At 70.2% G+C, this 23574-nt stretch carries 22 protein-coding genes; 21 read left to right on the forward strand and 1 reads right to left on the reverse strand.

Annotated elements, in window-relative coordinates; translation table 11 throughout:
* Positions 1 to 55: 55 nt before the first annotated feature.
* From PBV52_RS44775 to PBV52_RS44860, 18 genes are all read left to right on the forward strand, one after another.
* The gene (locus PBV52_RS44775; protein ID WP_274247150.1) at positions 56 to 1162 is read left to right on the forward strand and encodes an ABC transporter substrate-binding protein; all 1107 of its coding nucleotides are present in this window, start codon (positions 56 to 58) and stop codon (positions 1160 to 1162) included.
* The gene (locus tag PBV52_RS44780; protein ID WP_274247152.1) at positions 1155 to 2294 is read left to right on the forward strand and encodes an ABC transporter ATP-binding protein; all 1140 of its coding nucleotides are present in this window, start codon (positions 1155 to 1157) and stop codon (positions 2292 to 2294) included. The genes PBV52_RS44775 and PBV52_RS44780 overlap by 8 nt, the downstream gene beginning before the upstream one ends.
* Positions 2295 to 2297: 3 nt before the next feature.
* Positions 2298 to 3194, forward strand: coding sequence for an ABC transporter permease (locus PBV52_RS44785; RefSeq protein WP_274247154.1), 897 nt, complete (start codon positions 2298 to 2300; stop codon positions 3192 to 3194).
* The gene (locus PBV52_RS44790; RefSeq protein WP_274247156.1) at positions 3191 to 4057 is read left to right on the forward strand and encodes an ABC transporter permease; all 867 of its coding nucleotides are present in this window, start codon (positions 3191 to 3193) and stop codon (positions 4055 to 4057) included. Before PBV52_RS44785 ends, PBV52_RS44790 begins: the two co-directional genes overlap by 4 nt.
* Complete coding sequence (locus PBV52_RS44795) at positions 4054 to 5415, forward strand: aminotransferase class III-fold pyridoxal phosphate-dependent enzyme (protein WP_274247157.1); 1362 nt, start codon at positions 4054 to 4056, stop codon at positions 5413 to 5415. Before PBV52_RS44790 ends, PBV52_RS44795 begins: the two co-directional genes overlap by 4 nt.
* A 23-nt stretch (positions 5416 to 5438) precedes the next feature.
* Entirely contained in the window at positions 5439 to 6392 is a 954-nt protein-coding gene (locus tag PBV52_RS44800) for a succinylglutamate desuccinylase/aspartoacylase family protein (protein WP_274247159.1), read from the forward strand.
* Positions 6389 to 7849, forward strand: a complete 1461-nt coding sequence (locus PBV52_RS44805; RefSeq protein WP_274247161.1) for an aldehyde dehydrogenase — start codon at positions 6389 to 6391, stop codon at positions 7847 to 7849. Before PBV52_RS44800 ends, PBV52_RS44805 begins: the two co-directional genes overlap by 4 nt.
* The gene (locus PBV52_RS44810; RefSeq protein WP_274247163.1) at positions 7846 to 8784 is read left to right on the forward strand and encodes an aldo/keto reductase; all 939 of its coding nucleotides are present in this window, start codon (positions 7846 to 7848) and stop codon (positions 8782 to 8784) included. The genes PBV52_RS44805 and PBV52_RS44810 overlap by 4 nt, the downstream gene beginning before the upstream one ends.
* 52 nt (positions 8785 to 8836) lie before the next feature.
* The gene (locus PBV52_RS44815) at positions 8837 to 9508 is read left to right on the forward strand and encodes a haloacid dehalogenase type II (RefSeq protein ID WP_274247165.1); all 672 of its coding nucleotides are present in this window, start codon (positions 8837 to 8839) and stop codon (positions 9506 to 9508) included.
* Between the two features lie 50 nt (positions 9509 to 9558).
* Positions 9559 to 10842: an FAD-binding oxidoreductase gene (locus tag PBV52_RS44820; RefSeq protein WP_274247167.1), complete on the forward strand. Its 1284-nt coding sequence runs from the start codon at positions 9559 to 9561 to the stop codon at positions 10840 to 10842.
* A 90-nt stretch (positions 10843 to 10932) separates the two neighbouring features.
* On the forward strand, positions 10933 to 12342 hold the full coding sequence (gene aspA, locus PBV52_RS44825) for an aspartate ammonia-lyase (protein ID WP_274247169.1): 1410 nt from the start codon (positions 10933 to 10935) through the stop codon (positions 12340 to 12342).
* A gap of 62 nt (positions 12343 to 12404) precedes the next feature.
* The gene (locus PBV52_RS44830; protein ID WP_274247171.1) at positions 12405 to 13139 is read left to right on the forward strand and encodes an SDR family NAD(P)-dependent oxidoreductase; all 735 of its coding nucleotides are present in this window, start codon (positions 12405 to 12407) and stop codon (positions 13137 to 13139) included.
* A 353-nt stretch (positions 13140 to 13492) separates the two neighbouring features.
* Positions 13493 to 13714 carry a hypothetical protein gene (locus tag PBV52_RS44835; protein ID WP_274247173.1) on the forward strand — a complete coding sequence of 74 codons (222 nt, stop codon included), beginning with the start codon at positions 13493 to 13495 and terminating at the stop codon, positions 13712 to 13714.
* Positions 13715 to 13814: 100 nt separating this feature from the next.
* The gene (locus tag PBV52_RS44840) at positions 13815 to 14000 is read left to right on the forward strand and encodes a hypothetical protein (protein ID WP_274247174.1); all 186 of its coding nucleotides are present in this window, start codon (positions 13815 to 13817) and stop codon (positions 13998 to 14000) included.
* 21 nt (positions 14001 to 14021) lie between these two features.
* Entirely contained in the window at positions 14022 to 14735 is a 714-nt protein-coding gene (locus PBV52_RS44845) for a hypothetical protein (protein ID WP_274247176.1), read from the forward strand.
* Positions 14732 to 15796, forward strand: a complete 1065-nt coding sequence (locus tag PBV52_RS44850) for a hypothetical protein (protein WP_274247177.1) — start codon at positions 14732 to 14734, stop codon at positions 15794 to 15796. The genes PBV52_RS44845 and PBV52_RS44850 overlap by 4 nt, the downstream gene beginning before the upstream one ends.
* Positions 15793 to 16713, forward strand: coding sequence for a hypothetical protein (locus tag PBV52_RS44855; protein WP_274247178.1), 921 nt, complete (start codon positions 15793 to 15795; stop codon positions 16711 to 16713). The genes PBV52_RS44850 and PBV52_RS44855 overlap by 4 nt, the downstream gene beginning before the upstream one ends.
* On the forward strand, positions 16710 to 17792 hold the full coding sequence (locus PBV52_RS44860; protein WP_274247180.1) for a serine hydrolase: 1083 nt from the start codon (positions 16710 to 16712) through the stop codon (positions 17790 to 17792). The genes PBV52_RS44855 and PBV52_RS44860 overlap by 4 nt, the downstream gene beginning before the upstream one ends.
* A 95-nt stretch (positions 17793 to 17887) precedes the next feature.
* On the opposite strand, the gene PBV52_RS44865 is transcribed toward PBV52_RS44860, so the two are convergent.
* Complete coding sequence (locus PBV52_RS44865; RefSeq protein WP_274247181.1) at positions 17888 to 19255, reverse strand: alpha-lytic protease prodomain-containing protein; 1368 nt, start codon at positions 19253 to 19255, stop codon at positions 17888 to 17890.
* Positions 19256 to 19474: 219 nt separating this feature from the next.
* On the opposite strand from PBV52_RS44865, the gene PBV52_RS44870 reads away from it, so the two are divergent.
* The 3 genes from PBV52_RS44870 (at position 19475) to PBV52_RS44880 (ending at position 23491) form a co-directional block, all read left to right on the forward strand.
* Positions 19475 to 19924 (forward strand): Fur family transcriptional regulator, encoded by a 450-nt coding sequence (locus tag PBV52_RS44870; RefSeq protein ID WP_274247183.1) that lies wholly within the window; start codon positions 19475 to 19477, stop codon positions 19922 to 19924.
* Positions 19925 to 19948: 24 nt separating this feature from the next.
* Positions 19949 to 22162, forward strand: a complete 2214-nt coding sequence (katG, locus tag PBV52_RS44875) for a catalase/peroxidase HPI (RefSeq protein WP_274247185.1) — start codon at positions 19949 to 19951, stop codon at positions 22160 to 22162.
* A 222-nt stretch (positions 22163 to 22384) separates the two neighbouring features.
* Positions 22385 to 23491, forward strand: coding sequence for an NAD(P)/FAD-dependent oxidoreductase (locus PBV52_RS44880; RefSeq protein ID WP_274247187.1), 1107 nt, complete (start codon positions 22385 to 22387; stop codon positions 23489 to 23491).
* Positions 23492 to 23574 lie beyond the last annotated feature (83 nt).

The raw sequence follows: 23574 nt of genomic DNA on the forward strand, positions 1-23574 counted from the left end.
CTTTCCACGTCCCCAGCCGCCCCTTCTCACGGCCAGCACCACCAGGAGGCACCAAATGAAAGATGCCCGAATAGACCGCAGACTGTTCCTGCGCGGAATAGGAGGTGTCACGGCGGGTGTCGCCGCCGCGACCGCCCTCTCCGCCTGTGGTACCGGCACCAGCCGGTCCGGCGCCGGCAGCGGTGGCAAGGGCGGGAAGACGGTGGTCGTCCGTGACAGTGGCGGTTCCTATGGTGCGGCTCTGCAGAAGGCGATCTACACGCCGTTCACGCAGGAGACCGGCATCAGCGTCAAGGTGCTGAACCTGGACGATGCCCCGCTGCTGGCGCAGATCAAGCAGGGCCGCCCGCAGTGTGACCTCATCAACAACTCGATGATGTCGCACACCAAGTACGTGGCCCAGGACGCCCTGGAGGCGCTGGACCGCGACCGGATCAAGAGCCTTGAGAGCGCGAAGATCCCGGACAACCAGATCACCGACCATGCCATCGGCAGCAGCTTCTACGGCGCGTGTATGGCGTACCGCACGGACGCCTTCGGGGGTAAGAAGCCGGAGTCGTGGGCGGACTTCTGGGACACCAGGGCGTTCCAGGGCGAGCGTTCGATGTGCAACCCGGATGGTGACCTGCCGGAGCTGGAGTTCGCGCTGCTGGCCGACGGCGTCCCCATGGACAAGCTGTACCCGCTGGATGTGGACCGTGCCTTCAAGGTACTGACGCGGCTGCGGTCGGACATCAAGAAGTTCTGGGACAGCGGCCCGCTCCCCGGTGTGCTGCTCAGCCGCCAGGAAGTGACGATGTCCACCGTGTGGGACGGCCGGATCGCCGATCTGCAGAAGCAGGGCGTCCCGGTGGAGCGGCAGCTCAACGGTATGCGCCGCCAGTTCCAGGGTTATGCCATCGCCAAGGGCGCGGCCAACGTGGACGCCGCCTACCAGCTGATGGACTTCTCGCTGCGGGCGGAGAGCCAGGCCGCCCTGGCCAAGGCCTTCCCGTCGAACCCGTCGTCCCCGCTGGCCTACACGAAGCTCACCAACGAGGAGCGATCCACGCTAGCGGGTGCGCCGGAGTACTACGACAAGGGTTTCGACACGGACATCGACTGGTGGCTGAAGAACGAATCGGCCGTCACCAAGCGCTGGTTGGAGTGGGCTCGTGGCTGAATTCGGTATCGCCGCACCGTCGGTGAAGGTGGCCGGCGGCAAGCCGGCCACCGCGACCGGCAAAGCGCTGTCGGTAGTGGCCCTGCGTAAGACCTACGGTGATGTCGTCGCCGTTGACGAGGCGTCGATGGAGATCGCGGCGGGTGAGTTCGTCACTTTCCTGGGCTCCTCGGGGTCGGGCAAGACCACGACGTTGATGATGATCGCCGGTTTCTGCGAACCCGACTCCGGCACCATCACCGTCGGAAGCCGTGACGTGACGCGGCTGGCGCCGCAGAAGCGGGGCCTGGGCTTCGTCTTCCAGCAGTACCTGCTCTTCCCGCACATGACGGTCAGTGAGAACGTCGCGTTCCCGCTCACGCTGCGCGGGGTGCCGAAGGACGAGATCCGCCGGCGGGTGGGGGAGACGCTGGAGATCGCGGGCCTGTCCGGGTTCGGCGGCCGTAAGCCGCGTGAGCTGTCCGGTGGTCAGCAGCAGCGGGTCGCGTTGTGCCGGGCGCTGGTCTACCGCCCGCCGGTCATCCTCATGGACGAGCCGCTCGGTGCCCTGGACAAGAAGCTGCGTGACCAGCTGCAGGTCGAGATCAAGTCCATTCAGCAGGAACTCGGCCTGACCGTCATCTATGTGACACATGATCAGGAAGAGGCGCTGGTCATGTCGGACCGCATCGCGGTGATGCGCAACGGCCTGATCGAGCAGTTCGACACCCCCAGGGAGCTGTTCGAGCGGCCGAAGACCCCCTTCGTCGCGGACTTCCTCGGCGCGGCCAACTTCCTCCCCGGCCGCATCGACAAGCATGACGGCGAGCACACCCTCGTCCGCCTCGACAAGGCCGGTGGTCTGATCAAGGCGCGCCGTCACCAGCTGCCCTCCGGCAGTCAGGTCAAGGTCGCCGTGCAGCCGGGCCGGCTGCGGGCCTGTGCAACCGATGACGGGTTCTGTACCGGCACGGTGGAAACCGCCACCTACGTGGGCACCCTGGTCCGCGCCGGGGTGCGGATCGACGGCGGTGACGGGCCGTTGCTGCGCCTGGAAGTACCCGCCGGCCGGGGCCCCGTCGCCGGGGAGCGAATCGGCATCAGCGCGGACCCCGAGGACGTCAACCTCTTCCCGACCGAACAGGCGGGGTGAGCCATGGCCGCCACCCTCACCGCCAACCCTCCCGCCCGTCCCCGCAAGCTCCTGGCCTCGCGCAAGACCCGGGTCGGGATCCTGTACGCGCTGCCGGTCGTCGTCTATCTGCTGGTGCTGTTCGTCTACCCGATCTTCTCCACGCTGCTGCTCAGCCTGAAGGACGCCGACGGATCGTTCACCCTGCACTGGTACGCCGACGCGCTCACGGGCGTCAACCTCTCCGTGCTGATCACCACGCTGCGGATCTCCGCCGAGACAGCCGTGCTCAGCCTGGTCTTCGGGTTCATTCTGGCGAACGCGATCTCCCGGCTCAGGCCCATCCTGGCGGGCCTGGCGATGCTCGTCGTGGTCGTCCCGCACTTCATCAGCGCCCTGGTACGCACCTACGGCTGGATCATCCTGCTCGGTGACAAGGGCCTGGTGAACGAGACCCTCACCGCCATGTCGGTCCCCGGAGCCCCGTACTCACTGCTCTACAACGAACTCGGCGTGGTCATCGGCACCACCTCCATGATGCTCCCCTACACCGTGCTCCTGCTGTACGGGGTGATGCGCGGGGTGGACCGCCGCCTGCTTGCGGCCGCGTCCAGCATGGGCGCGGGACGCGTGACCATCTTCCGCCGCATCTACCTGCCACTGGTCGCCCCCGGCCTGGCCAGCGCCGGACTGCTCAGCTTCATCCTCTCGCTGGGCTACTACATCACCCCGGCCCTGATGGGCGGACCCAACCAGACCATGATCGCCACCCTCATCAACCAGCAGGTGACCAAGGAGAACCAGTGGAACGGGGCCGCCGCCCAGGGCGTCATCCTGCTGGTCCTCACCCTCGCCGGACTGCTGCTGGTCAAGGCCGTGACCTCGCTCGGCGCCAGCCGTAAGAAGAGGAGCGCCACATGATGGAACTACGCAAGACCCTCGCCGGACGGATCGCCCTCACAGCAGTCGCCACCGTCATCCTGCTCTTCCTGGCGCTGCCGATCGTCGTCATCCTCGTCACCTCCTTCAGCAACAACGCCTTCGCACAGTTCCCGCCGGAGGCGTGGACACTGAACTGGTACAAGGCGCTGTTCGCCGACGGCAGCAAGTGGCCGGCCGCGCTCTCCCTGAGCGCCCTGGTCGCCGCCCTGAGCACCGTCTTCTCCCTCATCATCGGCGTCACCGCGGCAACCGCCCTGACCCGCAGCGAACTCCCCCTGCGCTCCGCGGTCTACGCCCTGGTCCTCGGCCCCCTGGTCATCCCCCAGATCGTCACCGCACTCGGCCTGTTCCTCCTCTTCGAACCCGCCGCCATGCTCGGCAGCCCCATCGCCATCGCCCTCGGCCACACCGTGCTCGCCTCACCCATCGCGGTACTCATCCTGATCGCCACCCTGCGCGGCATCGACGAACGTTTCGAAGACGCCGCCGCCAGCATGGGCGCCGGCCGCCTGACCATCGCCCGGCGCATCACCTTCCCCCTCGCCGCCCCCGGCATGATCGCCGCAGCGATCTTCTCCTTCATCACCAGCTTCGACGAGTTCTACATCTCCCAATTCCTCTCCTCCGTCGACACCGTCACCCTCCCCGTCCAGGTCTACAACTCCCTCACCTTCGAGATCGACCCCAGCGTGACCGCCGTCAGCGCCATCCTCATCGCCTTCGCCATCCTCGCCCTCGGCCTCGTCGCCCTGGTGCGCTGGCTCGGCTCCGGACAACAGGACTCCCTGCTCTCCGTCGAGAACACCGTCGGCGTCGCCAACCCCGGAGGCGAAGCCGTATGACCACCGCCACCGCTCAGCGGCACCTGCTGCTGCACATGACCGACAACGGCTCGCTCGCGATGCCGGGTCAGGAACTGTTCGTCGTCCGCCGCGGCGAGGGCCCGTACGTCGACGACGCGGACGGCAACCGCTACATCGACGGCCTGTCAGGGCTGTACTGCTGCCAGCTCGGCTACTCCTACGGCCCCGAGTTCGCCGAGGCCGCCGAACGGCAACTGCGCGAGCTGTGCTACAGCCCGCTGTGGAGCGGCTCCGCGCACCCCTCGGCCATCGAACTCGCCGAGCGGCTGTCCCGGATCGCCCCCGTCGACATCGAGCACACCTTCTTCTCGAGCGGTGGCGCCGAAGCTGTCGAGACCGCCTGGAAGATAGCCCGCCGTTACCACGCCCTGCGCGGCGAGCCGGGCCGCACCAAGGCGATCGCCCGGCGCGGCGCCTACCACGGCCTGACCGTCGGCGCCCTCTCGCTCACCGACGACCCCGGCCTGACGGAGCCGTACGGCCCGCCGGCGATCGACACCCGGTTCGTGTCGAACACCAACCGCTTCGGCCTCGCACCGGAGTTCGCCGACGACACCGCCTTCACCGCGCACCTGCTGGCCGAGCTGGAGGCCGAGATCCTGGCCGAGGGCCCGGAGACGATCGCCATGCTGATCGCCGAGCCGGTGCAGAACCGGGGCGGCTGCATCACCCCGCCCCAGGGTTACTGGCAGGGGTTGCGGGCGCTGGCCGACCGGTACGGCTTCCTGCTCGTCGCCGACGAGGTCATCACGGCGTTCGGCCGGGTCGGTGAGTGGTTCGGCGCAGACCGCTACGGCGCCCGTCCGGACATGGTCACCGTCGCCAAGGGCATCACCGCCGGATACGCCCCCCTGGGCGCGACCCTGGTCGGCACCAAGGTCACCGAGGTCATCAACCGGCCCGGCGCGGTCCTCAACCACGGCTACACCTTCGCCGGGCACCCGCTGAGCACGGCCATCGCCCTGCGCAACCTGGAGATCATGGAGCGGGACCGGATCCTGGACAACGTCCGCGGTCTCCAGGACGACCTGGCGAAACACATGGCGTCCCTCACGGACCTGCCGATCGTCGGCGATGTCCGCGGCACCGGGTTCTTCTACTCCTGCGAACTCGTCGGCGACCTCGACGGCGGCGGCTTCAGCGACCGCGCCCGGGCCGATCTGATCGTCGACCTGATCCCGCGCCGGCTGCGTGAGGCCGGCCTGCTGGCCCGTGTCTACAACCGGTCCGCGCCGCTGGTGCAGATCGCGCCCCCGCTGATCAGCGACCGCGCTCTGCTCGACCGTATCGCCGCGATCGTCGCCGGCACTCTCGCCGAGGCGTCCGCCCGCATCTGATCCACGTATTGGGAAGGAACCACATGTACTCCATCGGTACGCTGACCGTCGCCCCCGGCGAGCGCGCACAGGGCCTCATCCCGGTCGGCACAAGCACCTACGGTGTGGAGCTCGGCATTCCGCTGATCGTCGTCAACGGCGTGCAGGACGGCCCGGTCCTGTGTGTGGACGCGGGCGTGCACGGCGACGAGTACGACGGCCAGGAGGCCGTCCGGCGCGTGCTCGCCGAGATCGACCCGGCCACCCTGCGCGGCACCGTCGTCGGCATCCCCTGCCTGAACACCCCCGCCTTCGAGGCGGCCGCCCGCGCCAGCGGCATCGACCACCTCAACCTCAACCGCATCTTCCCCGGCGACGCGGAGGGCTCGTACTCCCAGCGGCTGGCCGCCACCTTCGTCGAGCAGGTCGTGCCGGCCGTCGACGCCCTGGTCGACCTGCACACCGGCGGTGCCTACGGCGAGATCGCCCCGCTGGTCATCCTCCAGGGCGGCTACGAGGACCTGGCCACCGACCTGGCGCTGGCGGCCGGGCACGAGCTGGTCTGGAAGGGCGGCAAGTGGGGAGGCACGGTCCGCCACCCCGCTCTCACGGCGGGCAAGCCCGCCATCACCATCGAGGTCGGCGGCGGCACCTACCGCGAGGCCAATGTCGAGACGCACATGAACTCGGTCCGCAACGTCCTGCGCAGCCTCGGCATGACCGACGGCGAGGCGGAGCTGCGGGACACCTACACCACCGTCTCCGGGACCTTCGCCCGCTCTGCCGCCGGCGGCTTCTTCGTCGCCCGCGCCGAGCCGGGAGAGACCTGCAAGGAAGGCGATCTGATCGCCACCATCACCGACCACTACGGCAACACGCTGGAAGAGGTCACCGCGCCGCAGGACGGCATCGTGCTCTGGGTCCGCCGGATCCGTACGGTCCGCCCTGGCGACGAGGTCGTCATCTTCGGCGAGGTGCTGGGGGAGATCCGGTCATGAGCGACGAACTGCAGCTGAGCGAGCTGCTGATCGACGGCAAGCAGGTCCCCGCCGCCGACGGTCGCTCCTTCACCGTCCTCGACCCGTCGAACGGCACGGCCATTGCCCAGGTGGCGTTGGGCGGCAAGGCGGACGTGGACCAGGCGGTGGCCGCCGCGCGCGCGGCCTTCACCGCTCCCGAGTGGGCCCGGATGCGTGCCGCCGACCGGGGGCGCATCCTGTACCGGATCGCGCAGGCCATCCGCTACCAGGGCGAACGTCTGGCCCGCCTGGAGAGCCAGGACGTCGGCAAGCCGCTGCGCCAGGCGAAGGCGGATGTCGAAGCGGCCGCCCGCTACTTCGAGTTCTACGCGGGCGTCGCCGACAAGCTCGGCGGCTCGACGATCCCGCTAGGCCCCGGCCTGCTCGACTACACCGTCCGCGAGCCGATCGGCGTCTCCGGCCAGATCATCCCGTTCAACTACCCGCTGCAGAACACCGCGAGGGGCTCCGCCCCGGCGCTGGCCGCCGGCTGCACGGTGGTGCTCAAACCGTCCCCCGAGGCGCCGCTCACCCCGCTGGAGATCGGCAGGATCGCCCTGGAGTGCGGCCTTCCGCCGGGCGTTCTGAACGTCGTCCCCGGCGACGGCGAGACCGGCGCGGCCCTCGCCGGCCACCCGGACATCGACCAGGTCACCTTCACCGGGTCCGTGCCCACCGGTATCAAGGTCGCCCAGGCGGCCGCCGCCAACGTGGTGCCCTCCGTCACCGAACTGGGCGGCAAGTCGCCGGTCGTCGTCTTCTCGGACGCCGACTTCGACCTGGCGCTCGGCGCGGTAGCCGCCTCCGCGTTCGGCAACGCCGGGCAGACCTGCTCGGCCGGCACCCGGCTGCTGCTCCAGCGCGGCGCCGAGGAGTTCCTGGACAAGCTCGTCGCGCACGCCGCCTCCCTCAGCCTCGGCCCCGGTCTCAGCGACCCGGACGTCGGCCCCCTCGTCGCCGCACGGCAGCGGGACCGGGTCCTCGGCTACCTGGAACTGGCCCGGGAGGAAGGCGCCATGGCACGGGCCGGCGGAGGCGCCCCCGCCGACCCCGAACTGGCCGACGGCTACTACGTCCAGCCAACCGTCCTCACCGGACTGGACAACCAAGCCCGGTGCGCCCGCGAGGAGATCTTCGGCCCCGTCGTCACGGTCATCGAGTTCGACGACGCGGCCGAGGCGCTGGAGATCGCCAACGACAGCCCGTACGGCCTCGCCTCGTACGTGTGGACCCGCGACATCGACAAGGCGATGCGGATGGCCGAGGGCATCCGGGCCGGCCAGGTCTACGTCAACGCCACCGGCATCGGCACCGGCGTCGAACTGCCCTTCGGTGGCTACAAGCACAGCGGCTGGGGCCGGGAGAAGGGCCTCGAAGGCCTGGCCAGCTACCTGCAGACCAAGAACGTCTGCATCGGATTCGGGAACCGGTCATGAGATACCGCACGCTCGGAGAGGGCGGCCCGACCGTCTCGACGGTCGGCGTCGGCGGCAACAACTTCGGCGCCCGCCTCGACGAGGACGGCACGAAGGCCGTCGTCCACGCCGCCCTCGATGCGGGGATCACCCTGTTCGACACCGCCGACATGTACGGCGGGTTCGGGGAACGGGGCGGCTCGCGCGGCGACGGTGAACGGCTGCTGGGCGCGGCCCTCAAGGGCAGACGTGACGAGGTCGTGCTGGCCACCAAGTTCGGCATGGAGATGGGCCGGGACGCGGACCTGTACGGGCCGCGCGGGGCCCGGGCCTACATCCGGTACGCGGTCGAGGCATCGCTGACCCGGCTCGGCACCGACCGGATCGACCTGTACCAGTACCACGAGCCGGACGGCGTCACCCCGCTGGAGGAGACGGTGGCCGCGCTCCGAGAGCTGGTCGACGAGGGCAAGATCCGGTACATCGGCTGCTCCAACCTCCCGGCCGAGGATCTCACCGACGCATTCGTCTCCACCCAGGCCCGCTACCACCTGCTCGACCGAACCGTGGAGCGGGACCTGATCCCGGCCTGCCTGCGCCATGGCGTCGGCCTGCTGCCGTACTACCCGCTGGCCAACGGCCTGCTCAGCGGCAAGTACCGGCGCGGCCAGGAGCCCCCGCCCGGCAGCCGGCTGTCCTGGCGGCAGGGCTGGCTCACTGACGCGGCCCTCGACAAGGTCGAGGCGCTCACCGCGTACGGCGCCGAACGCGGCCTGACCCTCCTCCAGGTCGCGGTCGGCGCACTGGCAGCCCTGCCCGCCGTCGGCTCCGTGATCTGCGGAGCCATGACCCCCGAGCAGGTCACCGCCAACGCGGCGGCGGCCGACTGGATACCGAGCCCGGCCGACCTGGCTGCACTCGACGCAATCGTCACCCCAGGCGAACGCGTCGTCTGAAACCCCCACCCCCTGGAAAATCCGTGAACCCGCGAGATCGAGGCTGAACACCATGCGAGAGATCGTCACCTTCGACGCCTATGGAACCCTGGTCGACTTCCAGCTCGGCCCCACCACCCTGAAGATCCTTTCCGACTCCGGCCGGCTGGACCTGGACAACCTGGACGTCGACGAGTTCCTCGACGACTTCCGCGTCATGCGCTTCCAGGCCGTTCTGGAGGCCTACCGCCCTTACCACGAGATCCTGCCCTCCAGCCTGCGGAACGCCATGCGCCTGCACGGCCTGGAGTACCGCGACTCCGACGGCGAGGCCCTCGTGGACGCCGTCCCCACCTTCGGCCCCTTCCCGGAGGTCCCGGAGGCCCTGCGGCAGCTGAAGACCAAGTACGAGATCGCCATCATCTCCAACACCGACGACAACCTGATCGCGCGGAACGTCGAGAACATCGGCGTCGAGTTCGACTACGTCATCACCGCCCAGCAGGCCGGCGCCTACAAGCCGGACCGCCAGACCTTCAAGCACGCCTTCAGGACCATGGGCGTCGAGCCGTCGCAGGTCATCCACACCGCCCAGGGCTGGGAGTACGACCACATCCCGACCCGCGACCTCGGCCTGAAGCGCCGTGTGTGGATCAACCGCTACGGCCGCCCGGGCAGCGCCGACTACCAGCCCTACGACGAGCTGCCCGACCTGTCCGGCCTGCCGAAGCTGCTCGGCTGCTGACCTACGGCGCACCGGCGACACAGGACTGAGAAAGACAGAGGACGCACGCCATGAAGCAGATCCCCTACTGGCTGGACACCGCTCCCGCCCTGCCCGACCGTTCCGGCAAAGACCTGCCCGACGAGGCGGACGTGGTGGTGATCGGCGGCGGCCTCACCGGGCTGTCCACCGCCTATCACGTCGCCCGCAAGGGCGCCCGGGTCGTCCTCGTCGAGAAGGACAAGGTCGGCTCGGGCGCCTCAGGGCGCAACGGCAGCATGTGTACGCAGGGCATCACCATCAGCCCCGCCGAGGCGCGCAAGCGTTACGGGCAGGAGCGGGCCCGTGAGCTGTACGACGCCTTCCGCGAGGCGGTCGACGTCGTCGAGGAGCTCACCCGGACCGAGAACATCGACTGCGACTTCAACCGCTCCGGACGCCTCGGCGCGGTCTGCAAGCCCGGCCACTTCGACGGTCTGCGGGCCAAACAGCGCGACCTGGCCGACAATTTCGGCCACGAGACGATCGTGCTGAGCAAGAGCGAACTTCGCGCTGAGCTCGGTACGGACTACTACCACGGCGCCCTGCTCGACCCGCTCAGCGCGGGCCTGCACGTGGGCAAGTTCGTCGGCGGCCTGGCGGACGCCGCCGAGCGGGCCGGCGCCGACATCCACGAGCGCAACGCCGCCACCGGCCTCACCCGCCTCCCCGGCGGCGGCTTCGTGGTGGAGACCCTGCACGGCACCATTCGCGCCAAGCAGGTCATGGCAGCGACGGACGCCTACACCGACAAGGCGATGCCGTGGTTCCGCAAGCGGCTGATCAACGTCGGCAGCTTCATCATCGTCACCGAGCCGCTCGGGGAGGCGCGCGCCAAGGAGCTCATCCCGAACGGCCGCCTGCTCGTCGCCCACAAGAACGTCGGCCACTACGTCCGTCTCACCCCGGACAACCGCCTCGCCTTCGGCGGCCGGGCCCGCTTCGCCCCCTCCAACCCGGCCTCCGACATCAAGAGCGGTGACATCCTCAAGCGGGAGATGACCGAGATCTTCCCGCAGCTGGCGGGGGTGCGCATCGACTACGTGTGGGGCGGCATGGTCGGCTTCTCCTGGGACCGCATTCCGCACGCGGGCGAGGTCAACGGCCTGTACTACTCCATGGGTTACTGCGGCCATGGCGTCCAGATGGCCACCTACATGGGCCGCGCGGTCGCCGAGATGATGGACGGCAACCCCGAGGCCAACCCGATGCGCGGCTTCGGCTTCCCGAAGGTGCCCGTCCCCTTCTACAACGGCACCGCCTGGTTTCTGCCGTTCGGCGGCGCCTATTACAAGGCGAAGGACCGCCTGCTCTGAGCAGGTACCGACACCGGTGACACCGCGGGGGCCTTCCGCGCAGCGGTGCGGAAGGCCCCCCACCATGCCTCCCGAGAGGGCCCCAGCTCCATGACCGCCGTCACCCGCATTGAGCACGATCTGCTCGGCGACCGGGACGTTCCCGCCGACGCCTACTGGGGTGTTCACACCCTGCGTGCCACGGAGAACTTCCCGATCACCGGGATGTCGATCTCCGCGTACCCGCACCTGATCGACGCTCTCGCCGCGGTCAAGGAGGCCGCTGCCCTCGCGAACGAGGAGCTCGGGCTGCTGGATCCTGAGAAGGCCGCCGCGATCGTCGCCGCGTGCCGGGAGATCCGCGCCGGCAAGCTGCACGAGCAGTTCGTCGTCGATGTCATCCAGGGCGGCGCGGGCACCTCGACCAACATGAACGCCAACGAGGTCGTCGCCAACCGGGCGTTGGAGTTGCTGGGTCACGCCAAGGGCGAGTACCAGCACCTGCACCCCAACGAGGACGTGAACCTCGGTCAGTCGACGAACGACGTGTACCCGACCGCCGTGAAGATCGCGACGGTGTTCGCGGTGCGCGGTCTGCTCAAGGCGATGTTCGTCCTCCAGGACTCCTTCGCCGGCAAGGCCGTCGAGTTCCGCGATGTACTGAAAATGGGCCGCACCCAGCTCCAGGACGCCGTGCCGATGACGCTCGGGCAGGAGTTCTCCGCATACGCCGTGATGATCGAGGAGGACCGCAGCCGACTCGCGGAAGCGGTGGAGTTGATCCATGAGATCAACCTGGGTGCCACGGCCATCGGTACCGGCCTCAACGCTCCCGCCGGATACGCGGAGTCGGCCCGTCGCCATCTCGCCGAGATCACCGGGCTGCCGCTGGTCACCGCCGCCAACCTGGTCGAGGCGACCCAGGACTGCGGGGCGTTCGTGCAGATGTCCGGCGTGCTCAAGCGCATCGCCGTCAAGCTCAGCAAGAGCTGCAACGACCTGCGGCTGCTGTCGTCCGGGCCGCGTGCGGGGCTCGGCGAGATCAACCTGCCGCCGGTGCAGGCCGGTTCGTCGATCATGCCGGGCAAGGTCAACCCGGTGATCCCCGAGGTCGTCAACCAGGTGGCCTTCGAGGTGATCGGCAACGACGTCGCCATCACCATGGCCGCCGAGGCCGGACAGCTCCAGCTCAACGCGTTCGAGCCGATCATCCTGCACTCCCTGTCGGAGTCCATCACGCACCTGCAGAGCGCCTGCGTGACCCTCGCCGAGCGCTGCGTGGACGGCATTACCGCCAACACCGAGGCCCTGCGCCGGACCGTGGAGAACTCCATCGGCCTGGTGACCGCCCTGAACCCGCACATCGGATACACGGCCGCCACCGACATCGCCAAGGAGGCCCTCGTCAGCGGCCGTGGCGTGGCCGAACTCGTCCTGGAGAAGGGCCTGTTGCCCGCCGAGACCCTTACCGACCTGCTGCGGCCCGAGGTCGTGGCCGGCAGGGGTCAGGCACTGGCCTGACGGCAGCCGAGACCAGTACCGGCCCGGAGCTCCGGCTCGCCCGCGACAGACGAGGAACGCATATGAGACTGCAGGACGTCAACGCCGTGATCACCGGAGCATCGAGCGGCATCGGTCAGGCGGTCGCCTCCCACTTCCGCCGCGAGGGCGCCAACCTCCTGCTCACCGGACGGCGACCCGAGCTGCGCGAGAGCCATCCGGACGATCTCTACCTCGCGGGCGACCTCAACGACGAGGCCTTCGCCTCCGAGCTCGCCGCCAGAGCGGCGGATCACCTCGGAGACGTGGGAGTGGTCGTCCTGTGCCACGGACTTCAGAAGTCCGGCCCGCTCGCGGAGACGACTGCCGACGACGCACGCGATCTGCTCCACAGCAACCTGCTGAGCGCGTTCCTGGTCATGAAGCACCTGATGCCGCTGGCTCCCGTGTCGGGAGCGTCGATGGTGTGCGTCAGCTCTCGCCTCGGCATGGTCGGCATGCCGAACCAGACCCTGTACTCCGCCGCCAAGGGCGGCCTCATCGCGCTCGCGCGCGGCGCCGCCATCGAATGGGTGCCCCGAAGCATCCGCGTCAACGTGGTCGCGCCCGGTCTGACCATGACGCCGATCATCGAGGACTCGTTCCAGCGACGCCCCGACCCCGCTGCCTACCGGCGCGCCAGAGAGGACTCCATCCCGCTCCGCAGGCTCGCCACACCCGAGGAGGTCGCCGACGCGGTTCTCTTCCTCGCCTGCCCGGAGTCGGCGTACGTCACCGGTGCCGTCCTGCCCGTGGACGGAGGCTACACGGCGTTCTGAGCCCCACAGCGCGGGCGCCGGTCAGGCTCGGACCTGACGCGCGTATGTGATCACCGGTCCGCGTCGCTCCATTGGTCCAGCAGCGCTTCGGACATGTCTGCGTCGGGCCCGGCCGTCGTGCTGTGGAGCGCCTGCTCGGTCCAGATCACCTTGCCGCGGGCGAGGTAGCGGGTGCCTCAGCGCTGCGTGAAGGGGCGACGAGGAACAGGCCCCGCCCGCCCTCGTCGGTGTCGGCCGCCGGCGCAGGTGCGGTGAGGTGCTGCTGCCGTCGGCCAACTCGGCGCTCTCGAAGGGCAGGCCGCCGCCCAGCCCCAGCGCCGGGGAGCTTACAGCCCGCCCATGGTGGCCGCGGCGTGCAGGCCGTGGCCGACGACCTCCTGCAGCTGGCCGCCGGACCGGATCAGGAGCTGGTCAATGTGCAGGAAGTCCTCAGCTTCGGCGAACAGTTCACCAAGGTCGCCGCAGCCCCGGCCGAGCTGCCCAACCTCTCCACCTACGGCGAGCTCACAGGCAAACTCTGGGGAGAAGGCGTCCAGGAGCAGCTCTTCAGGGAGTACGCACCACTGATCGGATGACGACGTAGGTAACGCGCCTTCTGGGAAAAGATGCGTGCTTTGTGGCCGTGTGGTGACCTTGGTTGTGGAGGCTATGGCTGACCCCAGAGGAGATGGTGATATGCCTTCCATTGACAAGGCGATCGAGGACATCAAGGGCGTCCGGAGTGACCTAGAGGCGGCACTTGACCCCGCCGAGCCCGACGGTGTCTACCGCGACAGCCGGGAGTGTGCCGCGCTGGCGCTGCTCTCCGCAGACACCAAGCTGCTGCTGTCCCCGCCGACCCCTCGCCCCAAGAAGGGCTAGCGGACCGACGGGAGCAGCTGAATGGAGCAGTCAGGCACTTCGGCCCTCTTGCAGGGCGCGGTGCAGGACCTTGCGGCCGACGTGGTCTCCGCCCTTCGGGGTGGGGACCACGTGCGCATGTCCGGCACGGGGGCGACGGACGACCTCGAGGGCAACTTCGCCCTCGCGGCGGTACGCGTGTTGGGAGCAGACCTGCTGCTGCCGCACGTACTCTTTCCGACTCCGCCCGCCCCAGAGGTACTTGCCGTGTTCCGCAGGACGGTGGAGGCCTTCCCGCCGCGCGCCGACGCGGCACCCACCGTCAAGTGGAGCCACTGGGCGATGAGTCGGACCCTGCGGCGGCTCGACACACCCCTGACCGGAGCACCCGCCGGGGACCCGGCCGCGGAACCGGACGCCGCCGGCTGGCTCGACGAGGCGACGTGGCAGGTGCTGACGCACCAACTCGCCGTCCTGGCCCCGCTCGCGGTGCCCGGTGAGGACTGCGCGGTGGTCCGCGCCGCCCAGCGCCGCCCGGTCGACGTGGCCCGGGGCTTCGTACGGGCCGTCCGCCGCAGGGACTGGCAGCAGGCGGCCGGGGCGGGACGCTGGCTGACCCTGCTCGACGGGGTCCCGGACACACTCGGCCTGGAGGCGGGGCTGGACTTCGTGGAACTGATGGGCGGCAGCGACCCCCGGGTGGCCCTGCAGGTCCAGGCGGCACGGGTCATGCGGGCGGCCGGAGCGCTCGTATGACCGCCCTGGGCGCCAGGGAGATCCGAGCCGGCGAGATCCGAGTCGGCGAGGTCCGAGAGGTGGGAGCCGCCGCGTTCGCCTGGCTGTCCGCGCACCGGGGCGACTTCGCGTTGGGCGAGGACGCACTCACCGCGGACGGCCACGTGGACGCCACCTGGAAACCGCTCGGCGAACTGGCGCAGACCTGTGCGAGCGTACGCGCGCACACCCCGCCGTCCGATCCGCTGCACGCGTGTGCGCAGGACCTGCTGCGTTTCGCCTGGCAGCAGACCGGCCGGGGCGAGCTCTTCCTGCGGCTCCAGCAGTCGGAGCCGTTCGCGACGTACCCCCTGGAGATCTACTCCGTCTTCGCCTCGGCCGGGCTGCGGCATCCCGGATACGAGGCCGCGGCCGCCACGACGGCCCGCACCCGGGGCTGGCGGCTCACCGAGCAGGATCCGACCCGCCGGCTCGGCGTCCTGAAAGCCGAGCGGCGCAGCGGCATCCGGCGCCCGGAGCGGGACGCGGAGGTGCTGCGGCGCACCTGGCTGGGCGGACTGCCGGAACCATGGACGTTCGAGCGCTCCTCCGGGTACGCGCTCACCCACGTCGTCTTCCACCTCACCGACTGGGGCCGCACCCCCGCGGGCGTCCCCGCGGACCTGGCGGCCTACCTGGCCCACTGGCTGCCGCCCTGGCTCGACACCTGCCTGGACGCCGGGATGTGGGACCTCGGCTGCGAGCTGCTGGTCGTGGCCACGAGCCTGCCGTGCCGGCCCGACCACACGACCCTTCAGCACGCCTGGACCCGGATCGCCCGGGCACAGCACGACTCCGGCGCGCTCCCGCAGCAGGCCCCGGGCGCCCGGGGCGACGCCGGAGCCGACTCCTGGGACGACGCCGCAGCGGACCCGGAGCCGGACTTCCTCCAGTGCTACCACTCCACTTTGATGGCGGCCTTCGCGGCGGCACAGACCGTCAAGTACCTCGCCGGCGAAGGCCACGAGGACGGTGCCGAGGACCGCGCAGCGCACGTGGGCGGCACGCAGAACCGGTACAGGGGACAAGGAGTGCCCGGATGACCGACACCCGTCTGATGCACACCGTCGGCGTCCGCGCCCTGGAGTGGCTGTGGGCCCATCGCGACGGATTCCGCCTGGAGCCCGACGTCGATCCGGAAGTGGGCTTCCTGGAGCGCTTCAAACCGGTCGGCGAACTGGCCCTGATCTGCAGGGTGTTGTTCCGCGAGGGCGTGGCCGGATCACGGCAGGCCGAACTGGCGCGCAAGCTCCTCGACCACACGTGGCGGCACACGCTGGACGGCGGTCGCATGCTGGTGCGCGGCCAGCGCATCGAGCCGCTGTCGCCCATCCCGTTCGAGGTGTACCTCCCGTACAAGGAACTCGGGTACAGCGAGCCCGAGGTGGAGCGTGCCACCGTCCTCTACCACCGGCTCGACAGCTGGGCGGCCCTCGAACTGGACCCGACCCGCCGCCTCGGCCTGTCCGCGTTCCAGCGCCGCTTCGGCCTCACGCCCCGCATGCCCGAGGCGGGCATCGTCGGTTCGACCTGGCTGGCCCGCACCCCCGAGCCCTGGACGGTCAGCGGGCACATCGCCTACGACGTCACCCACACGGTGTTCCACCTCACCGACTGGGGAGAGCACCCCGACGGCCTGCCGCCGGACATCGCCGACTACCTCGCCATGTGGCTGCCCGTCTGGATCGACGACTGGCTGGACCTCGAACGCTGGGACCTGCTCGGCGAACTCCTGGTCGTCGACGCCTGCCTGCCCCGCCCCACCCTGGACGAACGGGCCTGGGAGGGCTTCGCCGCCGCACAGCAGCCCGACGGGGCCATGCCCGCCGTGCGGACGATGCCCGAGGGCGAACCGGACGAGGTGTTCGACATGGTCTACCACCCGACGCTGGTCGCCGCCTTCGCCTCGGTGCTGGCCACCTCCCGCGCCCTCACCGAGCTGACGCACGCCCCCTCATGACCGGCCCGTCGACGCCCTGGCCGGGTGCCGAGGACGACAGGGACCACTTGCTTGCGGGCGGCTTCCTCGGCACCGACGACACCTTGCGGGAGCGGCTGGAGAGCGCCGTCGGCGCCATCGACGCGCCCGACGCCGTCTTCGCCGTGTCCCGCTCCGGCCGCCGCATCCTGCACTGCGGTGGCACCGCCCCGCCCCCACGCGTCCCGCGGCAGGACCTGCGCTACGAGATCGGTTCGGCCTCCAAGGCGTTCGCCGGCCTGCTGCTGGCCCAGCTCATCCAGCGCGGCCTGCTGACCGGGGGCGAGTCGGCCGCCGCCTGCCTGGACCCGGGCCGACGGACCGACGCGGACCCGGTGACGCTGGCTCACCTCGTCACGCACACCGCCGGACTGCCGGCCCTGCCGGCCGACTTCTACCCGCGGGCGCTGCCCGCCTGGCGCACCAACCCCTACGGCCGCTATCCGGCCGAGCGGGTGGCCGACGCTTTTCTCCGCCGCCGCGGCCCCCGGCACCGGCCCGGCACCAGGTGGCACTACTCCAACTTCGGCGTCGCCGTGCTTGGTCACGCCGTCGCGGCGGTGACCGGCACGGCGTGGGAGGAGCTGCTCGGCGCGCACGTGCTGCGGCCGCTCGGCCTGAGCGGCACCGCACTGCAGGCGGAGGACCCGAAGACCGACGCCGTCGGGCACGGCAAGGACGGCCGTACGCCCACCCTCGCCTTCGACGCGGGCGGCTTCCAGGCGGCGGGCGCCGTCCGCGCCACCCCGCACGACCTGCTGACGTTCCTCGAAGCCCACCTCGCGCCGGAGGGCTCCCCGTGGGCCGACGCCCTGCGGGCGGTGCGCACCCCCGTGCTCCGACGCGGCCCGGGACACCGGCACGTGCACACGATGGCGTGGTTCCGGCACCCCACGAACGGCGGCCCGATGTACTTCCACAGCGGGGCGACCCTCGGTCAGCAGGCCTTCCTGGGCTTCAGGCCCGACACGGGCACGGCCCTGGTCGCCCTGTGCACCCGCCGCTTCCGCGCCCGCGACTCCTTCATCGCCACCGCGTACGCGCTCCTCGCGGAGGAGTAGTCCCCGCGGAGCGGCCGGTGCGGAGCCGAGCCCCGCACCGGAAGAGTCCTACGGCGTACGACTTCCACGACGTACGACTCCTGCGACGTACGCTCCTACAACCGCTCCCACAGGGCCGGAGTGGAGCTCGGCGACCACGCGCCCTGCGCCTGGTGGGTCTGCACGCACTGGTAGCGCACGCCCGCGTGGGTCACCGTCGTGCCGGCCTCGTAGACGCGGCCCGCGGCCCATGTCTCCGCTGCGTCGTTGTCCTCCGGAGCGGGAGTTCCGGCCTGGCCGGACGAGGTCTTCAGCACGAGGCCGAATTCGCTGAGGATCGGGTTGATCGGCTGGTAGAAGGTGGTCCCGCCGTCCGTGCAGTCACCCGAGCCGCCCGAGGTCACGCCCTGTGCCTGAGAGCCCGAGATGTACGGGCCGCCGGAGTCGCCCGGCTCGGCGCACACGGTCGTCTCGGTCACGCCGTCCACGGTGCCCTGCGAGTAGCTGACACTCGTGTCGTGCTGCTCGATGGTGCCGCAGTGCCAACCGGTGGTGGAACCGGAGCGGCAGATCGACGCCCCGACGAGCGCCTGGACCGAGCCGGTGACCTGCGTCCGCTCGCCGTCCTCACCCTCCACGTCGGACGTGGCGGTCCAGTCGCTGTTGACGCCGACCCAGGACATGTCCTTGCCGGGGAACGTGGAGGCCTGGAACGTGCCCTGTTGGGCCATGTTGGAGCCCGCGGTCGTGTCGCCCTTGGTCCCGCAGTGGCCCGCCGAGGCGAAGCCCTGCTGCTGGTCCTTGGTGATGGAGAACCCGATGGAGCAGCGGGCAGTGCCCTCGATGTAGTAGGCGTCGCCGCCCACGAGGTCGGCCAGCAGCCGGGGCCGGTCCGCCGACAGGCGGACGCCGACGCCCTTGCCCTGGACGCCGGCGGCCTTGATGAAGGCGGTGGCGGCCGAGCGCTTGGTCGCCTGGACGACGACCCGGTTCGTCGGTACGTCGACGTACCAGACCGGTGTGTCGCGCGTCTTGACGCGGGCGGCGGCCGTGTCCAACTTCTTCTTGACGGCCCGGAGTTCGGCCAACGGGTGCTTGACGACCGCGGCCTTCGCGCCCTGGGCCTTGATGGCGGACACGTCGGCGGCGTGCGTGGTCGCGACGGTGAGCTCCGCGGAGGTCGCCCCCCGCAGCCAGGCCCCCGCGAAGTGCTCGCCCAGGGCGTTGCGGAGGCGACCCGCGCGGACGCCCGCCTCCGCCTCGTTGACCAGCCGCTCGGCCGCCTGACCGGGCTTCAGCTTCAGGTCACGCTCCACGGCACGCAGCACCGCGGCCGGCGGCCGGTCGGCGCCGAGCGTCTGTGCGGCGGTGGACGCGGGCGGCGGCTCGGCCGCGGCGGCCGAGGTGACCCCGGTGAGGACGAGGGCGCCGAGAGCGGTCAGGGCGGCGCCGCGGCGACCGGCCGCGGTATGTCTGCCGAGCATGCGATGTACCTCCATCGAGTACGAGTGGGATGTCGACCAGCTCAAGGCCTTGACGCAAAGGCGTGCACCGATGCCGTAAGAGACGTTTTTTCGCGCTTTGGGGGGCTCCGAGTGGTGCCATGTGCATCACTGCCGTGGCACCCGGTCCCGTGTGGATCACCAAACCTTCATCACTCGTTTTCTTGAATCATTCGTGTTTAGCGAGGTAGGTTGTCTCCCATGACCGCATCCCAGACCCCGACCCCCGCCGAGGAGCTGCGCGGTGCCGGCCTGCGGGTGACCGCCGCGCGTGTCGCGCTGCTGGAGGCCGTCCGGGCCGGTGACCACCTCGGCGTCGAGGCCATCGCCTCCGGGGTGCGTGATCGCGTAGGCCATGTCTCCCTGCAGGCCGTGTACGAGGGCCTCCACGCACTCACTGCGGCGGGACTCATCCGCCGTATCGAACCGGCCGGCAGTCCGGCCCGGTTCGAGGGGCGTATCGGCGACAACCACCACCACGTCGTGTGCCGGTCGTGCGGTGTCGTCGCCGACGTCGACTGCGAGGTCGGCGAGGCGCCGTGTCTGACCGCGTCCGATGACCACGGCTTCGCCATCGACGAGGCCGAGGTCATCTACTGGGGCCTGTGCCCCGACTGTTCCACCGCCAGCAGTGCACCCCGAGCACTGTGATCCACCTAGTTCGGAAGGTTTCCCATGGCTGAGAACCCCGATGCGATCGTCACTGACGCGAAGACGGAGGGCGCCGGTGGCTGCCCCGTCGCGCACGATCGTGCCCCCCACCCGACGCAGGGCGGTGGCAACCGTCAGTGGTGGCCGGAGCGGCTCAACCTGAAGATCCTGGCCAAGGACCCGGTCGTCGCGAACCCGCTCGGCGAGGAGTTCGACTACGCCGAGGCGTTCCAGGCCCTTGACCTGGCGGCCGTGAAACAGGACATCGCCGAGGTGCTGACCACCTCGCAGGACTGGTGGCCCGCCGACTTCGGCAACTACGGCCCGCTGATGGTCCGGATGGCCTGGCACAGCGCCGGCACCTACCGCATCAGCGACGGTCGCGGCGGTGGCGGCCGTGGTCAGCAGCGCTTCGCGCCGCTGAACAGCTGGCCGGACAACGGCAACCTCGACAAGGCCCGCCGTCTGCTGTGGCCGGTCAAGAAGAAGTACGGCCAGTCCATCTCCTGGGCCGACCTCATGATCCTCACGGGCAATGTCGCGCTGGAGCAGATGGGCTTCGAGACCTTCGGCTTCGGCGGTGGCCGCGCCGACGTCTGGGAGGCCGACGAGGACGTCTACTGGGGTCCCGAGACCACCTGGCTCGACGACCAGCGCTACACCGGCGACCGCGAGCTGGAGAACCCGCTCGGCGCCGTCCAGATGGGCCTGATCTACGTCAACCCCGAGGGCCCGAACGGCAACCCGGACCCGCTGGCCGCGGCCCGCGACATCCGTGAGACGTTCCGCCGCATGGCGATGAACGACGAGGAGACCGTCGCCCTCATCGCCGGTGGTCACACCTTCGGCAAGACCCACGGCGCCGGCCCGGCCGACCACGTGGGCAACGACCCCGAGGCCGCCTCCATGGAGGAGCAGGGCCTGGGCTGGAAGTCCACCTACGGCACCGGCAAGGGCGGCGACGCCATCACCTCCGGTCTCGAGGTCACCTGGACCACCAAGCCCACCCAGTGGAGCAACGACTTCTTCGACATCCTCTTCGGCTACGAGTGGGAGCTGACCCAGAGCCCCGCCGGCGCCAACCAGTGGGTGGCCAAGGACTCCGAGGAGATCATCCCCGACGCCCACGACGCGTCGAAGAAGCGTCGGCCCACGATGCTCACCACCGACCTCTCGCTGCGCTTCGACCCGATCTACGGCGAGATCTCCAAGCGCTTCCACGAGAACCCGGACCAGTTCGCGGACGCCTTCGCCCGCGCCTGGTACAAGCTGACCCACCGTGACATGGGCCCGAAGTCCCTGTACCTCGGCCCGGAGGTCCCGGCGGAGACGCTGCTGTGGCAGGACCCGCTGCCGCAGGCGGAGGGCGAGACCATCGACGCCGCCGACGTCACGGCCCTGAAGGCCAAGCTCCTCGAGTCGGGCCTGACGGTCTCGCAGCTGGTCTCCACCGCGTGGGCGTCGGCCTCGACGTTCCGCGGCAGCGACAAGCGCGGCGGTGCCAACGGCGCCCGTATCCGCCTGGAGCCGCAGCGCGGCTGGGAGGTCAACGACCCGGACGAGCTCGCCCAGGTCCTGCGCGTCCTCGAGGGCGTCCAGGCCGAGTTCAACTCCGGCGCCAAGAAGGTCTCCCTGGCCGACCTGATCGTGCTCGGCGGTGCCGCCGGGGTCGAGAAGGCCGCCAAGGACGCCGGCGTCGACGTGGAGGTCCCCTTCACGCCGGGCCGTGTGGACGCGACCGAGGAGCACACCGACGCGGAGTCCTTCGCCGCGCTGGAGCCGACCTCGGACGGCTTCCGCAACTACCTCGGCAAGGGCAACCGCCTGCCGGCCGAGTACCTGCTGCTCGACCGCGCCAACCTGCTCACCCTGAGCGCCCCCGAGCTGACCGTCCTCGTCGGCGGCCTGCGCGTCCTCGGCGCCAACCAGGGCGGCTCGACGCACGGCGTCTTCACCGACACCCCGGGCAAGCTGACCAACGACTTCTTCGTCAACCTGCTCGACCTGGGCACGACGTGGAAGTCGACCTCCGCGGACCAGACGGTCTTCGAGGGCCGTGACGCCTCGGGCGAGGTCAAGTGGACCGGCACCCGTGCCGACCTGGTCTTCGGCTCGAACTCCGAGCTGCGCGCGCTCGCGGAGGTCTACGCGAGCGACGACGCCAAGGAGAAGTTCGTGAACGACTTCGTCGCGGCGTGGGTCAAGGTCTCGAACCTGGACCGGTTCGACCTCGTCTGATCCGTTCCGAGCATGACGTCCAGGCCGGCCCGCACGGGTCGGCCTGGACGTCGTCGTTTGCGCGCAGGCACCTCACAGGGCGCACCTTTCACAGAACGCACACCGAGCTCCATTAACTCTTTAACTTTCAAACGATAGGCTCGCCGACAGGGGAGTGGCCGACGGCGCCCACCCGCCGCGCCACTCGCTCCTTCTCTCCCCCACCAGCACAGGAGACTCGGCGTGCATGACGGCGACGTAGTGGTGATCGGCGGCGGCTATGCGGGCGTCCGTCTGGCGAAGCGACTGGACACGACGGCGCGGGTCACGCTGGTGGACCGCAAGGAGGTCTTCTTCCACCGCATCGCCTCCCTGCGCGCCGGGGTGCGTCCGGACTGGTCCCACAGCCCGTTCATCCCGTACGACCGGCTGCTGCGCAACGGCCGCGTGGTCGTGGGCAAGGCGGTCCGCATCGACACCGCCGAACGGCAGGTCATGCTCGCCACGGGGGAGCGGCTCCCGTACGACGTGCTGGTGATCGCCACCGGCGCCGACTACCCCGAACCGGCCCGCTTCTCCGGCACCACCACCGAGGAGGCGGTGAAGTCCTTCGCCACGCACCAGCAGCACATCGCCTCGGCGGAGCACATCCTCGTCGTCGGCGGCGGGCCCTCCGGGGTCGAGCTCAGCGCCGAGATCCGCCTCGCCCGGCCGGACGCCCGCGTCACGCTCGCCCACTCCGGACCGGAGCTGCTGCACTCCACGGGCAGCGCGCGGGCCGGGCGCAAGGCGCGCAGCTGGCTGGAGTCCCACGACGTGAACGTGTGGCTCGACGCCTTCATGTCCCCCGGCAACGACTTCGGCACCTACCGCGACGCCGGCGGAAACGTCATCGAAGCCGACCGCTCCTTCTGGGCGACCGGCACCACGCCCAACACGCTCTGGCTGCGCCTGGCCGGGCACGGGGACTGGCTGAACGAGACGGGACACGTGAAGGTCGACCAGGCACTGCGGGTCCAGGGATGGCTGGACGTGTTCGCGGTCGGCGACGTGAACGACGCCACCGAGGTCAAGATCACCCCGGCCGCGCTGGCCCAGGCGGACCTGGCCGCCCACAACATCCGCGCCTACCTGAACAGCGGCGGCAAGCACCGCAAGGAGCCCCGCTTCTACCGGCCGGTGCACCGCACCCCGCTCATCGTGCCGTTCGGCCCGGCCGACGGAGTGACGATGCTGCCCGTGCCGGGCGGCGAGACGGCGGTCCTCGGCAGCCGCACCACGACCATGGCCAAGGCGAAGACCCTCATGACCCCGTACATGCGACGCCAGCTGGGCTACACAGCGGCGTGAGGGGACGGGGCGTGCCGACCCTGGCCCGGCACGCCGGTACACGCATGCGTGCCGTATCGAAGTCACCGTGCCGGGGTACCCGG

This window comes from Streptomyces sp. T12 (assembly GCF_028736035.1).
In the GTDB taxonomy this organism is placed as follows: Bacteria; Actinomycetota; Actinomycetes; order Streptomycetales; family Streptomycetaceae; genus Streptomyces.

Excerpts from the sequence above, each read along its gene's own strand:
- PBV52_RS44775 (WP_274247150.1), top strand. The coding sequence starts at position 56 with ATGAAAGATGCCCGAATAGACCGCAGACTGTTCCTGCGCGGAATAGGA.
- PBV52_RS44785 (WP_274247154.1), top strand. The coding sequence starts at position 2,298 with ATGGCCGCCACCCTCACCGCCAACCCTCCCGCCCGTCCCCGCAAGCTC.
- PBV52_RS44790 (WP_274247156.1), top strand. The coding sequence starts at position 3,191 with ATGATGGAACTACGCAAGACCCTCGCCGGACGGATCGCCCTCACAGCA.
- PBV52_RS44795 (WP_274247157.1), top strand. The coding sequence starts at position 4,054 with ATGACCACCGCCACCGCTCAGCGGCACCTGCTGCTGCACATGACCGAC.
- PBV52_RS44800 (WP_274247159.1), top strand. The coding sequence starts at position 5,439 with ATGTACTCCATCGGTACGCTGACCGTCGCCCCCGGCGAGCGCGCACAG.
- PBV52_RS44805 (WP_274247161.1), top strand. The coding sequence starts at position 6,389 with ATGAGCGACGAACTGCAGCTGAGCGAGCTGCTGATCGACGGCAAGCAG.
- PBV52_RS44810 (WP_274247163.1), top strand. The coding sequence starts at position 7,846 with ATGAGATACCGCACGCTCGGAGAGGGCGGCCCGACCGTCTCGACGGTC.
- PBV52_RS44815 (WP_274247165.1), top strand. The coding sequence starts at position 8,837 with ATGCGAGAGATCGTCACCTTCGACGCCTATGGAACCCTGGTCGACTTC.
- PBV52_RS44820 (WP_274247167.1), top strand. The coding sequence starts at position 9,559 with ATGAAGCAGATCCCCTACTGGCTGGACACCGCTCCCGCCCTGCCCGAC.
- aspA (WP_274247169.1), top strand. The coding sequence starts at position 10,933 with ATGACCGCCGTCACCCGCATTGAGCACGATCTGCTCGGCGACCGGGAC.
- PBV52_RS44830 (WP_274247171.1), top strand. The coding sequence starts at position 12,405 with ATGAGACTGCAGGACGTCAACGCCGTGATCACCGGAGCATCGAGCGGC.
- PBV52_RS44840 (WP_274247174.1), top strand. The coding sequence starts at position 13,815 with ATGCCTTCCATTGACAAGGCGATCGAGGACATCAAGGGCGTCCGGAGT.
- PBV52_RS44845 (WP_274247176.1), top strand. The coding sequence starts at position 14,022 with ATGGAGCAGTCAGGCACTTCGGCCCTCTTGCAGGGCGCGGTGCAGGAC.
- PBV52_RS44850 (WP_274247177.1), top strand. The coding sequence starts at position 14,732 with ATGACCGCCCTGGGCGCCAGGGAGATCCGAGCCGGCGAGATCCGAGTC.
- PBV52_RS44855 (WP_274247178.1), top strand. The coding sequence starts at position 15,793 with ATGACCGACACCCGTCTGATGCACACCGTCGGCGTCCGCGCCCTGGAG.
- PBV52_RS44860 (WP_274247180.1), top strand. The coding sequence starts at position 16,710 with ATGACCGGCCCGTCGACGCCCTGGCCGGGTGCCGAGGACGACAGGGAC.
- PBV52_RS44865 (WP_274247181.1), bottom strand. The coding sequence starts at position 19,255 with ATGCTCGGCAGACATACCGCGGCCGGTCGCCGCGGCGCCGCCCTGACC.
- PBV52_RS44870 (WP_274247183.1), top strand. The coding sequence starts at position 19,475 with ATGACCGCATCCCAGACCCCGACCCCCGCCGAGGAGCTGCGCGGTGCC.
- katG (WP_274247185.1), top strand. The coding sequence starts at position 19,949 with ATGGCTGAGAACCCCGATGCGATCGTCACTGACGCGAAGACGGAGGGC.